This is a genomic window from Vibrio sp. RM-41-2B (assembly GCF_024744415.1).
Classification (GTDB): Bacteria; Pseudomonadota; Gammaproteobacteria; order Enterobacterales; family Vibrionaceae; genus Vibrio; species Vibrio diabolicus.
Window position 1 is genome coordinate 486,137 of the sequence record NZ_JAMQWD010000006.1, and the last position, 16,211, is coordinate 502,347.

Annotated in this window: 14 protein-coding genes; 10 read left to right on the forward strand and 4 right to left on the reverse strand. The window is 44.2% G+C overall.

The window, feature by feature from the left end:
- Positions 1-137: 137 nt before the first annotated feature.
- From prfB to NB463_RS07340, 4 genes are all read left to right on the forward strand, one after another.
- Positions 138-1,236 (forward strand): peptide chain release factor 2 gene (gene prfB, locus NB463_RS07325; RefSeq protein WP_100068604.1). Its coding sequence is split into 2 segments (ribosomal slippage): positions 138-212 and positions 214-1,236, totalling 1,098 coding nucleotides; the frame shifts between segments, so codons are not numbered across the junction.
- A 34-nt stretch (positions 1,237-1,270) separates the two neighbouring features.
- Positions 1,271-2,788, forward strand: coding sequence for a lysine--tRNA ligase (gene lysS, locus NB463_RS07330; protein ID WP_005397328.1), 1,518 nt, complete (start codon positions 1,271-1,273; stop codon positions 2,786-2,788).
- Between the two features lie 245 nt (positions 2,789-3,033).
- Positions 3,034-4,368 carry a cyclic-di-GMP-binding transcriptional regulator VpsR gene (gene vpsR / locus NB463_RS07335; protein ID WP_258432328.1) on the forward strand — a complete coding sequence of 445 codons (1,335 nt, stop codon included), beginning with the start codon at positions 3,034-3,036 and terminating at the stop codon, positions 4,366-4,368.
- 528 nt (positions 4,369-4,896) lie between these two features.
- On the forward strand, positions 4,897-5,148 hold the full coding sequence (locus NB463_RS07340) for a hypothetical protein (RefSeq protein ID WP_005397324.1): 252 nt from the start codon (positions 4,897-4,899) through the stop codon (positions 5,146-5,148).
- Between the two features lie 134 nt (positions 5,149-5,282).
- Here the strand turns inward: NB463_RS07340 and NB463_RS07345 are convergent, their stop codons facing one another.
- The gene (locus tag NB463_RS07345) at positions 5,283-6,317 is read right to left on the reverse strand and encodes an NADP(H)-dependent aldo-keto reductase (protein ID WP_046873963.1); all 1,035 of its coding nucleotides are present in this window, start codon (positions 6,315-6,317) and stop codon (positions 5,283-5,285) included.
- Positions 6,318-6,471: 154 nt separating this feature from the next.
- Here NB463_RS07345 and NB463_RS07350 point away from each other — a divergent pair, with 154 nt between their 5' ends.
- On the forward strand, positions 6,472-6,783 hold the full coding sequence (locus NB463_RS07350) for a DUF6482 family protein (RefSeq protein WP_258432329.1): 312 nt from the start codon (positions 6,472-6,474) through the stop codon (positions 6,781-6,783).
- 15 nt (positions 6,784-6,798) lie between these two features.
- Here NB463_RS07350 and mutH read toward each other — a convergent pair whose 3' ends face one another.
- Positions 6,799-7,479 (reverse strand): DNA mismatch repair endonuclease MutH, encoded by a 681-nt coding sequence (gene mutH / locus NB463_RS07355; RefSeq protein ID WP_258432330.1) that lies wholly within the window; start codon positions 7,477-7,479, stop codon positions 6,799-6,801.
- A gap of 619 nt (positions 7,480-8,098) precedes the next feature.
- On the opposite strand from mutH, the gene rppH reads away from it, so the two are divergent.
- The 5 genes from rppH (at position 8,099) to NB463_RS07380 (ending at position 13,437) form a co-directional block, all read left to right on the forward strand.
- A complete protein-coding gene (gene rppH, locus NB463_RS07360; protein WP_258432331.1) occupies positions 8,099-8,620 on the forward strand; it encodes an RNA pyrophosphohydrolase in 522 nt (173 codons plus the stop codon).
- Between the two features lie 2 nt (positions 8,621-8,622).
- Entirely contained in the window at positions 8,623-10,869 is a 2,247-nt protein-coding gene (gene ptsP, locus NB463_RS07365; protein WP_258432332.1) for a phosphoenolpyruvate--protein phosphotransferase, read from the forward strand.
- Positions 10,870-10,875: 6 nt separating this feature from the next.
- Positions 10,876-11,667 (forward strand): sulfite exporter TauE/SafE family protein, encoded by a 792-nt coding sequence (locus NB463_RS07370; protein WP_258432333.1) that lies wholly within the window; start codon positions 10,876-10,878, stop codon positions 11,665-11,667.
- An 87-nt stretch (positions 11,668-11,754) separates the two neighbouring features.
- Positions 11,755-12,576 carry a prolipoprotein diacylglyceryl transferase gene (gene lgt / locus NB463_RS07375; RefSeq protein ID WP_145473139.1) on the forward strand — a complete coding sequence of 274 codons (822 nt, stop codon included), beginning with the start codon at positions 11,755-11,757 and terminating at the stop codon, positions 12,574-12,576.
- Positions 12,577-12,585: 9 nt separating this feature from the next.
- Positions 12,586-13,437, forward strand: coding sequence for a thymidylate synthase (locus NB463_RS07380; protein ID WP_258432334.1), 852 nt, complete (start codon positions 12,586-12,588; stop codon positions 13,435-13,437).
- Positions 13,438-13,507: 70 nt separating this feature from the next.
- Here the strand turns inward: NB463_RS07380 and NB463_RS07385 are convergent, their stop codons facing one another.
- Together NB463_RS07385 and NB463_RS07390 are read right to left on the reverse strand one after the other, a co-directional pair.
- Positions 13,508-14,650: a flavohemoglobin expression-modulating QEGLA motif protein gene (locus NB463_RS07385; RefSeq protein ID WP_258432335.1), complete on the reverse strand. Its 1,143-nt coding sequence runs from the start codon at positions 14,648-14,650 to the stop codon at positions 13,508-13,510.
- 148 nt (positions 14,651-14,798) lie between these two features.
- Entirely contained in the window at positions 14,799-15,944 is a 1,146-nt protein-coding gene (locus NB463_RS07390; protein ID WP_031780616.1) for a Na/Pi symporter, read from the reverse strand.
- Positions 15,945-16,211 lie beyond the last annotated feature (267 nt).

Consider the following 16,211-nt stretch of genomic DNA (forward strand, 5'->3'; position numbering starts at 1 on the left):
CCTAAGAGGGTGTAAAATTTTATGACCGTGCTCTCTCTAACCGCAATCTGATTTCTCATCCGAAATTTTCCTGTATCTCGGTCACATTTTTCAGTAGAATTTCTCGGTTAAATTCTATTCTAAAATGTTGAGTAAACATGTTTGAAATCAATCCAATTAAAAACCGTCTGCAGGACGTGTCTCAGCGCACAAATGTCCTGAGGGGGTATCTTTGACTATGACGCGAAGAAAGAGCGTCTAGAAGAAGTCAACGCAGAGCTTGAACAACCTGATGTATGGAACGAACCTGAACGTGCACAAGCACTGGGTAAAGAGCGTGCATCGCTAGAAGCGGTTGTTGAAACTATTGATCAACTAGAGCAAGGTGTAGAAGACGTAGAAGGTCTTCTTGAGCTGGCTGTAGAAGAAGAAGATCAAGAAACATTTGACGAAATTGAACCAGAACTTGCTGAGTTGGAAGAGAAGCTAGAAAAGCTTGAATTCCGTCGTATGTTCTCGGGTGACCATGATAGTTCAGATTGCTACATCGATTTGCAAGCTGGCTCTGGTGGTACGGAAGCACAAGACTGGACCAACATGCTGCTGCGTATGTACCTACGCTGGGCAGAGGCGAAGGGCTTCAAAGCTGAAGTGATTGAAGTCTCTGAAGGTGAGGTCGCGGGTCTTAAGTCGGCAACAGTTCGCATCTCTGGTGAGTATGCGTACGGTTGGTTGCGCACTGAAACGGGCGTTCATCGTCTTGTTCGTAAATCTCCGTTCGATTCAGGCGGCCGTCGCCATACGTCATTTGCGTCTGCGTTCATCTATCCAGAGATTGATGAAAACATCGACATCGACATTAATCCTTCTGACCTACGCATCGACGTTTACCGTGCGTCAGGCGCAGGTGGTCAGCACGTCAACACCACAGAATCTGCGGTACGTATTACGCACGTACCTACGAACACAGTGGTTCAGTGTCAGAATGACCGTTCTCAACATAAGAACAAAGATCAGGCAATGAAACAGCTTCGAGCGAAGCTATTTGAGCTTGAATTGCAAAAGCAAAACGCGGAAAAACAAGCTAATGAAGACGCTAAGTCTGACATTGGCTGGGGTAGCCAGATCCGTTCTTACGTATTGGATGACTCACGTATTAAGGACCTCCGTACGGGCATTGAAAACCGTAATACTCAAGCGGTTCTTGATGGCGATCTGGACAAATTTATTGAAGCTAGCCTGAAATCAGGCCTATAAAGCTTTTCACCGACAAAAACAGGATACATCGAAAATGACTGATGCTGTTCAAAACGAAACTGTACTAGAAGAAAATAAGCTGATTGCTGAACGCCGCGCTAAACTGGATGAAATCCGAAAGAGCTGCAAAGCAAACGGCCACCCAAACGACTTCCGTCGTGACGCACTAGCGGGCGACCTTCAAAAAGAGTTCGGTGAAAAGACGAAGGAAGAGCTAGAAGAGCTTAACCACGTGGTTGCAATTGCTGGCCGTATTATGGCTAAGCGTGGTCCATTCCTAGTAATTCAAGAAACATCTGGCCGTATCCAAGCTTACGCTGCTAAAGACGTACAAAAAGAGCTAAAAGAGAAATACCAAGGTCTTGATATCGGTGACATCATCGGTGTTAAAGGTGCGCTGCACAAATCTGGTAAGGGTGACCTATACGTGAACATGGAAGAATACGAGTTGCTAACTAAAGCACTTCGTCCACTTCCTGAGAAGTTCCACGGTCTTACTGACCAAGAAATGCGTTACCGTCAGCGTTACGTTGATCTGATTGTGAACGAAGATTCACGTAAAGCATTTATTGTACGTTCTAAAGTGATGTCTGCAATTCGTAACTTCATGATCTCAAAACAGTTCATGGAAGTAGAAACGCCGATGATGCACGTGATCCCTGGTGGTGCAAGTGCACGCCCATTCATTACGCATCACAACGCGCTAGACATGCCAATGTACCTACGTATTGCACCTGAGCTATACCTGAAGCGTCTAGTGGTTGGTGGCTTCGATCGCGTATTCGAAATTAACCGTAACTTCCGTAACGAAGGTCTTTCTCCACGTCATAACCCAGAATTCACTATGATGGAATTCTACATGGCGTACGCGGATTACAAAGATCTGATGGACTTTACTGAAGAACTACTAAGCTCGGTAGCGCAAGAAGTTCTAGGTTCAACATCAATGCCTTACGGTGATGAAACGGTTGAATTTGGTGGCACTTACACTCGTATGAGCATGTTTGAAGCAATCAAGCAGTACAACCCAGATCACGCGCAAATCCAAGCGCTAACCGAAGAAGATCTACAAAACCGTGAACTGATGGTTTCTATCGCGAAATCAGTACATGTTGAAGTAGAAGACTTCTGGACATGTGGTCAGCTTCTAGAAGAAATCTTCGGTGAAACAGCAGAACCTAAGCTAATGCAGCCAACGTTCATCACTGGCTACCCAGCGGACATCTCTCCACTGGCTCGCCGTAGCGATGACAACCCGTTCTTTACAGACCGCTTTGAATTTTTCATCGGCGGTCGTGAAGTAGCGAATGGCTTCTCAGAGCTTAACGATGCAGAAGATCAAGACGCGCGCTTTAAAGCACAGGTTGAAGCTAAAGAGTCTGGTGATGACGAAGCTATGTTCTACGATGCAGATTACATCACTGCACTAGAGCACGGCCTACCACCAACGGCAGGCCAAGGTATCGGTATCGACCGTCTGGTTATGCTACTGACTAACACGCACACTATCCGTGACGTGATCCTATTCCCAGCAATGCGCCCACAAGCGTAATTTGGCAGGATGATCAAAAAAAACCACCTTCGGGTGGTTTTTTTATGCCTTTTAGTTAAATAAGTTCAAGTTGTTGCATTTGCTTTTTAATAGGATATGCAAATAAACATTCGCCAAATCTCAATCTATTGCATAGTCTTAATACTGAGACAGACGTGGGGGCGCGGAGTCTCGATAATGTTACCCGCTCGCAAAGATAGGTTTGTGGCGCAAAATTTCTATTAACAATGAAAAAGGGTTAGAGAATGGCTGGGCAGTTTAAGATGGATTCCATCCCGGGATCGCTTGTGGTAGTTGGCGGTACTTATGAGCCTTGGTTATCAGTACTTGAGCAAGTGGGCTGGAAGTGTCACCAAGTGGGTGACTTACGCAAAGCTAATACGTTGTTAGAGGATATTGGTCCATGTATCGGTATTGTCGATCTCAGCCATGACGAATTCAGCTTGAACGGTTTGGCGAACTTAGTCAGTTCTCACAAACACGTGCGTTGGTTAGCGTTTATTCGTGAATCTCAGCTTGGCACTGACACCATATGCCAGTTCATTGTTAACTTTTGTATCGACTTTTTCACTGCGCCAATCCCGGATGCCCAGCTTTTAAGCACGATTGGTCACCAGCTTGGTATGCTCAAGTTGGAGAAAAAAGTTTGGCCTAGTTTTGGTAGCAGCTTAGACATGGGGCTGATCGGTGAATCTATCCCGATGAAGCGTTTACGCGATCAAGTAAAGCGAATCGGTCCGACGGACGTCAGTATTCTGATTTCTGGGGAAAGTGGTACAGGTAAAGAAGCGGTTGCTCGCGCTATCCACAAAGTCTCTTCACGTTCTCATAAACCGTTTATGGCAATTAACTGTCGCGCACTCAATGAGCAACGTTTCCAAGCTGAAGTATTTGGTATTAACGCCGATGAAGATATGGAAGCATGTATGCTCGAACAAGCGGATGGCGGTACGGTGCTGTTTAATGACATTCTTACCATCTCAAAAGAGCAACAAATGAATCTGCTGAGATTCTTGCAAGAAGGCACCATTGATACCAAAGATGGTGTAAAAGCGGTCAACGTGCGCATCCTTGCGGCTAACTCGTCAGATGTAGAAAAAGCCTTGATTGACGGAGATTTTAATGAAGAGCTTTATCACTACATTAACGTATTACGCATTAATGTCCCGAGCTTAAAAGAGCGCGCGAGCGATATTTCTTTGTTAGCGCGCTACTACTTACAAGAGTTTTCTAAAGAGTATAACTCGCAAGCAAAAAGCTTTTCTGAGGATGCATTCAAGGCACTGACACGTTATTTCTGGCCAGGTAACGTACGTGAGTTGATGAACCAAGTGAAACGAGCGGTTCTGATGTCTGACAGCGTAATGATTGAAGAGCATCACCTAGATTTGCCTCAGCGTAATGACTCAAAGCGTAGTTTGAAATCGATTCGTGAGAAGAGTGAGCGTGACGCGTTACTGGTTGTTTTGGAATCTCATTCTGGTCAAGTTTCGAATGCGGCGAAGGAGCTTGGTGTTTCACGCGCGACCATGTATCGACTACTGAACAAACATAATTTGATTTCCGATCAAGCCATGTAATTTGTTCTTTCTGAAGTTAAATTGGTGAATGAATATCAGTAAAGGAGTGGCTACAAAGCCGCTCTTTTTGTTTTGTATTCAGTTTGATTTATAAAATCCGTAATTTTATATATTCCCTAGGTGAATATGTTATATAGAAAAGTATATGAAACTGAATTGCGGTGTATTGATTTGTTTTTAATCAAAAAGACAAAAAATGTTTGATATATATTCATCAAAGCTTACAATTTAACCGTAACTCAATGAGTTATACCTTTCATAAACGGATTAATTTTTAGCTAGGAGGCGCAAGATGAAACATTACGTTGTTAACACCACTGCTTGCGCTGATCGTATGCCTATCGCTCCGATGACTCTTAAGTCGGATGATACCAATACCACTGGCTCACAAGATAAAAATTAATCCGTAACCTATCTTATTTATTACTAGGCTGCGGAAAAGTAGCGGCTTAGTATCAACAGAGCACCTCTGTTCATTTTACGCACTATTTTTCCCAGTCGAATACATCGATAATCGGAGAAAATATTATGCGTCACTCTATTTACCTACAACTGGCAACTTTGCTATTGAAAGCAGACCTTAAACGCGAAGAAAAGCAATGGCAGCGAACCATACGCCGCACTGCTCATGATGTTCCATGGACGAATGTTCATCTATTGAGGGATATTGGTTTAGATAGCGATGGTCGTTCCACACGCGCCAATGTTCCGGATGCAGTAAAAGTTGAACGTCGAGTTCGTCACCTTCGTCGAGTTTTAACGTCGCGAATAATGACGTAATCGTTAGCGTGTTGGACTGACTGAGTTGCTATCAAGTCATTCAACACGCTTAACGTGCGATATGAAGTCATACTTCATTTGATAAACAGCTGACCTTGAAGGTCAGCTGTTTTCGTTTGAGGGGAGCTTTACTGTTAAGGGCATGGATTCGAGTAGGTTGTACCAATTGCTTGAATCTCAGTAAGGAGCTCATCGCTTAGTTTTAGGTCGATACTGTCGATGTTGGCTTTTAATTGGTCGAGGTTAGTCGCGCCGATAATATTAGATGCTACAAATGGGCGCTGATTGACAAATGCGAGTGCCATTTGTGCAGGATCCAAACCATGCTCTTGGGCTAAATTGACGTAAGCTTCGGTCGCTTTTATCCCCTGAGGAGTAAAGTAGCGCGCAAAACGCTCCCACTTCGTGCATCGAGCACCCTCTGGTCTCTCATCATTCAAGTATTTGCCACTTAGGCAGCCAAATGCCAGTGGAGAGTAGGCCAGTAGCTGGACACCTTCATAGTGGCTGATTTCAGACAAGCCAACTTCGAAGCTGCGGTTCAACAAGTTATATGGGTTTTGAATCGAGACAATGCGTGGCAAATCATGCTTTTCAGCTAAACGCAGTAATGACATCACACCCCATGGCGTTTCGTTTGATACACCGATGTAGCGTACTTTGCCTGCATTCACTAGCTCAGTCAGCGCTTCCAAGGTTTCAATTAATGTGACTTCTTCTTGTTTGTCTGGGTAAGGGTAGTTGAGTTGACCAAAGCAGTTAGTTTGACGTTGAGGCCAATGTAATTGGTATAAATCGACATAATCCGTTTGCAGGCGGTTAAGGCTGTCATCAATTGCTGTATGGATGTGGCGACGATTAAGGCTCATGTTGTCTCGGATGTGAGGGACACCACGAGGGCCAGCCACTTTTGTTGCCAGCACAACTTTTTCACGTTTGCCGCTCTTTGCTAACCAATTACCGATGTATTGCTCGGTGAGTCCTTGCGTTTCCGCTTTGGGAGGTACAGGGTACATCTCTGCGGTATCAATGAAATTCACCCCATGATCAAGGGCAAAGTCGAGCTGTTCAAAGGCGTCCTTTTCTGTATTTTGCTCGCCAAACGTCATGGTTCCGAGGCAGATTTTACTGATCTCAAGTGATGAGTGCGGTAGTTTTGTGTATTGCATATCACGTCCTTGAAGAGTTACCGACTAAATAAGTGATTCCAATATAGGGGATTTTTAACCGCTATCGCAAATGATTTACGTATAAAGGAAGACCAAACTCGAAAGCTATACATTGCCTAACTACACTTAAATGATCGTGTGAAGGAGGTACGTTATGCAGAAGCATCAATTGGACATGTGGTTACATGGTTCCCATAAAGATACTTATAAAACTCCCAAAGTATTTGTGATTGGGTGTTCTGATGTCTCTGACTATTTGCTAGCAGTGGAGTACAAGCATCAACTTGAGCCAATTAAAGACGGTGAAGATCCGATACATTTCGGTTCGCTAGATTTGGTGAAAGAAGAGCTGCTGAGGTTAGGGGTAGATAAAGCGTACTTAAGGCTGCACAACGCGTATGACGAATGTGGCACTGAAGAGGCAGCCTCGTACTGTGATATCGAGTTATCGCTCGTGACGCACTAAATGGCGGAAACAACATTACTCAGATTGCGTGTTGATGTAGTGCTTGAGTAAGATCTGTTCAGTAAACTGTGTTCTGAGGTAAAAACCTCGGGGCAGAGTTTTTATCGGCTTGCCATTTGAGCTGTATGCTTCGGTGAGTGCTTTTGCATTCGCGGCTTTAGGGCGAAGATGCAGCGCTTCTCCGTGTCTGGCGGAAATTTGATCAAATTTCCCCAAGACGATCATCTCCATTAGCTCTTCCCAGTCGTTTCGTAAAATACGCTCTTCTTCGTCGTCTGGTGACCAAATCAGTGGGCTACCAACACGTCTTTCTGCAAGTGGAATTTCTCGTTCCCCTTCCACTGGTACCCAAAGCACACGAGATAGCTTGTTTCGAACATGACTTGTTTCCCATGTAAGACCATGAACACCAGTGAGGGGAGCCACAGAAACAAAGGTTGTTTCTAAAGGTTTGCCAGAGTAACTGATCGGAATACTTTTCAACTCGATCCCTAGCTTAGCGAAATCTTGTTGAGGTTTACTGCCAGCTGGGGCGCCCAAGTGCCATTCGAGTAATTGACCCACCCAACCTTTATCACGTTTTAAGTTTTCAGGAACAATAATATTCGCCTCGGCGGCCAACTCAGCAAAACTGAGTCCTGCCATATCATGCGCTCGTTCCAATAGCTCTGCTTCTGTTTGTGGTTCTGGTTTCATAGTCACAAGGTGGTATTACAAAAAATATAGTTTATCAAACTCCGGCCAAATCTACTGTTTAAGATTTCACCGAGGCGGTGTAAGAACGATCAATTCATAACTTATCCACAGGTGGAGGAGGTATTGATAAGATCCTGACGGGGTCTGTATGAATAAACAGGGGTTAAAATGCATTTTTGGGGTTGATTTTGTTGTAATCATCTAAACGAATAGCAGGTGAGTGTGGATAAATAGCCTATTGGTGGATCTTTGACCGATCTGAGTTTGGTGAAAAGATCATCAAGAAACTGAAGATCGATTTATCGCTATTTTTTAAAATAAAGACTTTTTTATCAATGTTTTATGTTTGTTTTTCTGTTTCTTTATTTGTTTTGCTTGTGATGGGGTTGAACAGAATTACTCATTTGAATTGAATTCTTCACAAAGTTATTCACAGAAAAGGTGAATAAATGTGGGCAATGTCTCACTCTTGTGTTGATAAGGTATGGCTTGATTAAAAGATATCCAAATATGGTGAAAAGGTAATAAATCTTGCTCATATCACATCAGTAAGTTTGCTAGTAATGGGGATATGTGGAAAAATCACGGTAATAAAAAATTTATTCATAGAGGTTAGCCAGTGATAGATGGCGATGGTTACCGACTTAATGTTGGTATTGTGATATGTAATAACCATGGTCAGGTCTTCTGGGCTAAACGATACGGGCAACACTCATGGCAATTTCCACAAGGTGGGATTGACGAAGGTGAAACCCCTGAACAAGCCATGTTCAGGGAGTTATACGAAGAAGTCGGTTTAACGAAAAAAGACGTTAAGATCATTGCAACAAGTCGTCATTGGTTAAGATATAAGCTACCAAAGCGATTGGTGCGTTGGGACTCCAAGCCTGTTTGTATCGGCCAAAAACAGAAATGGTTTCTGCTGAGATTAGAATGCGATGAATCTCGTATTAATATGCAACGCGGAAAATCCCCTGAATTTGATGGTTGGCGCTGGGTGAGTTACTGGTATCCAGTTAGGCAAGTTGTTTCTTTCAAGCGAGATGTTTATCGACGAGCGATGAAAGAGTTTGCATCCTTAGCCATGCCTTTTCGAGAGAGAACAGCGAAAGGGAAAAGAAAAAAGCAACGTAGAGGATAATCATGCTCAGTCAGCTAAGGGAAATAGTTGAGAAAGTCTCCAGGGTCGATGATGTGCATCTGGCACTCGATATATTGGTGAAAGAGACTTGTGCTGCCCTTCGCACTGAGTGCTGTACTATCTATCTTGCTAATGAAGAAATGCAGCGCCTTGAGTTAATGGCAACTCAAGGCCTTATTTTTGAAGGTGATAGTATTCATATCAACTTCAATGAAGGCTTGGTTGGGTTGGTTAAACGAAGCGCAGAGCCACTCAACCTTGCCGAAGCCTCAAAACATCCCGAGTTTAAATTCTTCCCTCAACTCGGCGAACAGATTTACCACTCCTTTTTAGCCACTCCAATCATTCATCGAAAACAAGTTTTAGGTGTGTTGGTGATCCAGCAAAAAACACCGCGCTTGTTCAGTGAAATGGAAGAGTCGTTTCTTGTCACGTTGTCCGCTCAGCTAGCAGTGCTTATTGCGCATGCGCAGAATCTTGGGCATTGGCAGTTGGCATCTAAACCCACGGTATTAAAAGGTTTGCCTGCATCTACTGGTGTCGCGATTGGAGAGTTTTGGTTCGACAATACCCAGCCGAGTTTATCGGATGTTTTCCCTTCGTCCACGTTAGATAAAGAACGTGAGCACGAGACATTGCTGGTGGCGATAGAGCGAGCGTTAAATGACTTTCGCCGTATGCGGAAAAAGCTGGACAGTGAAATCAACAAAGATGCGCTGGCGATCTTCGATCTGTTTACGCACTTACTCAATGACCCGATGCTTCGCGGTGATTTGAAGAAGCAGATTGAAAAAGGAGATAGGGCAGACTGGGCGTTACGCCAAGTGGTAGAATCATACTCGAATCGATTTGCCAGAATGTCGGATGTCTACATGCGCGAGAGAGCGCAAGACATCCGAGAGTTAGGGCAAAGGCTGCTCTATTTTCTACATAACAGTGAGCAAGAAAATTCTGCAATTGATCGTCCCATTATTTTGGTGGCGAATGAACTCACAGCCACCTTGCTTGCATCTGTACCTAAAGAATTTTTGTTAGCCGTCGTGTCACTAGAAGGTGGCGCGAACTCTCATGCGGCTATTTTGTCTCGCGCACTTGGAGTTCCCGCTGTCATGGGCGCCAACATTAACCCGGATATGGTCAATGGCAAACTCGGGATAGTGGATGGTTATACGGGCGAGATCTTCCTAGAGCCAAACCGTCAATTATTGCGAGAGTATCGCAGCTTAGTGAGTGAAGAGTCAGAATTGTTTGCAATGGTAAACAAGGACCTAGCACTACCAGCGGTTACGCAAGACAATCACCACATCGAAATTATGCTCAATGCGGGGCTCAGTGCAGACAGTAATATTGCCATCAATACAGGTGTTGATGGAGTTGGGTTGTACCGAACTGAGATTGCATTTTTACTTCAGCATCACTTTCCGTCAGAAGATGAGCAGTATCATCAATACCAAGCGATACTCAACAGTTATCCGAATCAACGAGTGGTGATGCGCACTTTGGATATTGGTGGTGACAAACCTTTGCCATATTTGCCGATCGAAGAAGATAATCCGTTTCTAGGCTGGCGTGGCATTCGTTTTACATTAGATCACCCAGATATTTTCTTGATCCAGCTGCGTGCAATGTTAAGGGCGAGTGCAGAAAGCGGTAACTTAAGTATTTTGTTGCCAATGGTGTCTGGGGTAAAAGAGCTAGACGATGCCATTAGCTTGATTAATCAAGCCCACAGCGAAGCCGTGTTGCTTGATGATAGAATTCAGTTCCCACAAGTTGGGGTCATGATCGAAGTGCCATCAATGGTGTATTTATTGCCAACGATTGCTCACCGTGTTGATTTTGTTTCTGTCGGGACAAACGATTTAACCCAGTATTTATTAGCAGTTGATAGGAACAATTCGCGCGTCGCGGATGTCTATGAATCTATGCATCCTGCGGTACTGTTAGCGCTTAAGCAAATCCATGACGTGTGCGATAAGTATCAGGTGCCAGTGTGTATTTGTGGTGAGTTAGCTGGCGACCCATTTGGCGCTCTTCTCTTACTTGGGTTAGGGTATACCAGTTTGAGTATGAACACCTCCAACGTGGCTAAGGTGAAATATTTGATTCGTCATAGCCAACAAGAAGAATTAGAAAAATTAGCGGAGCAAGCAATGACAAAGTCCTACGGGGAGGACATTCATCAAATGATGCATGACTTCTTCATCCAACAGGGTTTTGCGGGCTTTATCCGTGCAGGTAAAAAGTAGGAAATCGTGACCGTCTCTTTATTTTTGTTATTGTTGGCGCTAGGCGCTTTTGTGGGTGTGATGGCGGGGTTACTCGGTATCGGTGGTGGTTTGATAGTTGTTCCTGCCTTGTTGTATTTGCTTCCTTTTGCTGGAATCTCTCCAGAAATGAGTATGCACATGGCCCTAGCCACTTCGTTAGCGAGTATTATTGTCACGTCAGGCTCATCGGCGATGAATCACCTTAAGCTCGGCAATGTCGATATGTTCGTCGTAAAATGGTTGATGCCAGGTGTGGTTATAGGTGGTTTTGTCGGTGCCAATATTGCTGAGTGGATCCCTACGCACTATTTGCCGAAAGTATTTGGTGTGATTGTACTTTGCCTGTCAGTACAAATGTTCCGTTCCATTAAAGTTACGAGCAGTAAACCTATGCCGAGCAGCCCGGTGACCGTTGCGTATGGCACGGGGATTGGCGTCGTATCAAGCCTTGCTGGTATTGGTGGCGGTTCACTATCGGTCCCATTTTTAAATAAACACGGGATAGAAATGCGTAAAGCGGTAGGTTCATCTTCCGTTTGTGGTTGCGTGATTGCTATTTCTGGTATGATCGGTTTCATCTTACATGGCTATAAAGTAGAAGGCTTGCCTTCATACAGTATTGGCTATGTTTATCTTCCCGCTTTATTAGCAATTGCCATGGCCTCGATGCTCACAACAAAAGTGGGCGCAAAGCTGGCAACTAACCTTCCAACTGCGGTATTAAAAAAGATATTCGCGGTGTTCTTAATGTTTGTAGCAGCGACCATGCTGCTCTAAGTTTGTACCCAAGTCATTCTCGCTGAACCAAGCATCTAGAGGTTACTTGGGTATATTTATTTTGTTGTGATAAGAAGAGAATGATTTATGTCTCAGGGATATATTGAATTTCCCAATATTGATCCGGTTTTAATCTCTATTGGTCCTGTTTCGGTTCGTTGGTATGGTTTGATGTACCTTGTGGGCTTTATGTTCGCCCTATGGTTAGCGAACCGACGTGCGGATAAGCCGGGAAGTGGTTGGACACGAGAACAGGTTTCTGATTTGTTGTTCGCAGGCTTCCTTGGCGTGGTGATTGGTGGCCGTGTAGGCTACGTGCTTTTCTACAATTTTGAGCTTTTCCTGGCTGACCCTTTGTATCTGTTTAAAGTGTGGACCGGTGGTATGTCTTTCCACGGTGGCTTACTGGGTGTGATTACCGCGATGTTCTGGTACGCACACAAAAACGGGCGAACGTTCTTCGGCGTTGCCGACTTTATCGCGCCGCTTGTGCCATTTGGTTTAGGTATGGGGCGTTTGGGTAACTTCATGAACAGCGAACTATGGGGCCGAGTAACGGATGTGCCTTGGGCGATCGTTTTTCCAAATGGTGGTCCACTGCCACGTCATCCATCGCAGCTTTATGAAATGGCGCTTGAAGGTATCGTACTTTTCTTCATCTTGAATTGGTTCATCAAGAAATCTCGTCCTCTAGGTTCTGTTTCAGGACTCTTTCTTGCGGGTTACGGAACCTTCCGTTTCCTAGTAGAATACGTGCGCGAACCAGACGCTCATTTGGGGTTATTCGGTGGCTTTATTTCCATGGGACAGATTTTATCCCTGCCAATGGTAGTTATCGGTGTCCTAATGATGGTTTGGGCATACAAACGTGGTCATTACAAAGACGAGTTACCACAAAAGACGAAGTAAGGTATTGGTGTGAAACAGTATTTAGATTTGTGTCAACGCATCGTTGACCAAGGTGTTTGGGTTGAAAATGAGCGTACAGGCAAGCGCTGCCTGACCGTAATCAACGCGGATTTAACCTACGATGTTGCGAACAATCAATTTCCGTTGGTAACCACACGTAAAAGTTTTTGGAAAGCGGCCGTTGCAGAGCTACTAGGGTACATTCGTGGTTACGATAATGCGGAAGATTTTCGTAAGCTGGGCACGAAAACCTGGGATGCCAATGCCAACCTAAATGATGCTTGGTTAAATAATCCATACCGTAAAGGTGAAGACGACATGGGCCGTGTCTACGGTGTCCAGGGGCGCGCATGGGCGAAGCCTGATGGCGGGCATGTTGACCAATTACGCAAGATAGTGGATGACTTAACGCGTGGTGTTGATGATCGCGGTGAAATCTTGAACTTCTACAACCCGGGTGAATTCCACATGGGGTGCTTGCGTCCTTGTATGTATAGCCACCATTTTTCATTGCTGGATGATACGCTTTACCTAAACAGTACTCAGCGTTCGTGTGATGTACCGCTTGGCTTAAACTTCAATATGGTTCAAGTTTACGTGTTCTTGGCGATCATGGCGCAAATCACGGGCAAGAAACCTGGTCAGGCATTTCATAAGATTGTGAATGCGCACATTTATGAAGATCAGCTTGAACTGATGCGTGATGTTCAGTTGAAACGTGAACCATTAAAAGCGCCGACGTTCCACATCAATCGAGAGATTAAATCTCTAGAAGATCTGGAAACATGGGTCACACTGGATGACTTTTGGGTTGAAGGATACGAGCATCACGACCCTATTCGTTACCCATTCTCAGTGTAACCAGTGTTGTTCTTCAAGATATGAAAAAAGCTCCAAATGGAGCTTTTTTGCTTTTTGTACTTTGAAGGTATTACTTGAGTGCACTGACAATATAGCGGTGAATAGGGTTGGTCTGCATCGGTGCAGACAGTGCCGGGCTAATAAACTTGGGTTGGGTGAATATTTGCTTGCTCACTAATGAGCGGATAAGCTCAAAATACTTCAGTTCTGTTTTTCCACATAGCAACAATGAAAAGTCATCGCCCAGTTTATCGTAGGCATTGAGCACCTCTCGGAACCCCCTTAGATACAAGTAATCCTTCGTTAAACCGCCTCCTCGATACACACGAGCAGTCGTTGTAAATGCTTGAAGGTCAGACGTTTTATACTGTTCTTTTAATAGCATGAACGTATGGCGGAAATCGCGATCCTTGATCATCGACTCTACCGCCAGGACTCGTAAGGCTAAGGTTCTTAGGCGTTTGATACTGAAATGTCCTGACAGATATTCACACAATATAGCCAGCCCTTCTTGGGTGTTTGTATTAGCTGGGCACCCTAAGCTCAGGACCTTTAGCGGTTGTTGACGACCGTTAAGCGTAGTAAGAAGGTGTACACCCATTTCATGATGTGCGAGAGCCTCTAACTCATCGGTCGTGATGTATGCTGCGTGGTTAATTTTGACTCGAGACCCCGAAACGAGTGCGTTTGCTAACATCCCATCCAACACCTGTATTTCACACTCATATCCATTACGTTGAGCAAAGTTTTGCATGAAGTGTGCTATCGCACGGCTATCATGCTGCGGTTTGCTCTCTTCTTCCGTGGGAAGGTGTAAAATGAAATGGGCGCTGGCAATATCTTTGGCGCTCGGCTCTCCGTAATAGCGCAAGGAGTTATAAAGAAACTCTTGTGTACCGATAGTATTCACTTGATCCAATTTATCTGCGTAAGACTGAATCACATCCGCGTACAGCTTTTGTAATTGGGTGTCTTGAATATTTTCTAAAGGCAGTTCATACAGACGTCGCTTTGCGCTGTGAGTATCTAGATTGGTAGTTGAGTATTGGAAGTTAGGCTCTTGAGAGTATTTGTTCTTAATAAAGCGCTCTCTTTCCTGAGCATAATTGAGAGGATTCACGCTACTGAGGATATCAATATCAGCAACCAGTTGAGTTAGGTTTTCGTCTATTGCGAGTAGCTGATCAGAAATAGTGCCATTAAGCTGCGTCATGTTGTCGACTCCAAATGAGGTAGCCCAGCATAAGTATGCTGGTATGGCTCAAATTATCACCAGACAACGAATTTGAACAGCGTCATTAACGCAAAAAAGGCCCCACAATGTGGAGCCTAAACAATAAGCGATGGTATGTAAGTTATTGTTATGTCGTTAGGGCTAAGATCGCGCCTGGTAAAATAACGAATACAGACATTAGGTAGCCACCGACAACAGCTTTGTTCTTGATAGCCATTTCAGAAATCATCTCAGCGCCTTTCACTGGAATTTCACGTAGGAACGGAATACCAAAGATAAACAGCGTTGCCATGATATTAAATACTAGGTGTACCAGAGCGATTTGAAGCGCGAATACCGCAAACTCACCCGATACGGCTGTTGCTGCTAGTAGCGCCGTAATACAAGTACCAATGTTTGCACCTAGCGTGAATGGGTAAATATCACGAACTTTAAGAACGCCTGTACCCACAAGTGGAACCATCAAGCTAGTTGTTGTTGATGAAGATTGTACCAACACAGTCACGATTGAACCCGATACAATACCGTGAATAGGGCCACGACCAATCGCGTTTTTCAAAATTTCACGTGCGCGGCCAACCATTAGGCTCTTCATTAGCTTACCCATTACCGTAATTGCAACGAAGATTGTCGCAATGCCCAAAACGATAAGCATGATGCCACCAACAGTATCACCGAATGTTGAAAGTGGCTCTTTGATTGCACCCACAACTGGTTTTGTTATTGGCTTAATGAAGTTGAAGCCTTTAATGCTCATATCGCCAGTAGCAAGTAGTGGAGAAACAAGCCAATGAGAAACTTTCTCTAAAATGCCGAACATCATTTCCAACGGAAGGAAAATAGCAACAGCAAGTAAGTTGAAGAAGTCGTGAATAGTTGCGCTTGCAAATGCACGTTTGAACTCTTCTTTACAACGTACGTGACCAAGAGAAACAAGCGTATTGGTCACTGTGGTACCAATATTGGCACCCATCACCATTGGAATCGCGGTTTCTACTGGTAAGCCACCTGCAACTAAACCTACAATAATAGACGTTACAGTGCTTGAGGACTGAATTAAGGCTGTTGCCACCAAGCCGATCATTAGACCTGCAACAGGGTGAGCGGCAAACTCAAATAGCACCTTAGCTTGATCGCCAGTTGCCCATTTGAAGCCACTACCAACCATAGATACTGCTAGAAGAAGCAGATACAACATGAATGCCAAGTTAGCCCAGCGTAACCAACGAGCAGTGCTCGAAATTGGCGCCACTGTTGAAGTAGCTTGGTTCATCATAATTTTCTCCGTTGACCTTTCAGTTCATTTTTCGGTCTGTAGTTGAAACTGCGGGCGATGTTAGAGAACAAATATTTCAGTAATATTACAGATTTCTTGCTGTGAGTAATTTTTATTGTTCTTTTTGATAGTGGTGTGAGTAGGGAAAAATGAAGGTTTTTAACTGTTTGAATTTAATGAATAAAATTGGCTTTCGCTTTGTGTGGTTATTGCGTTTTCTTTAGAAATAAAATGCGCCTCAGTTCAACTTTTATGACAGTATTA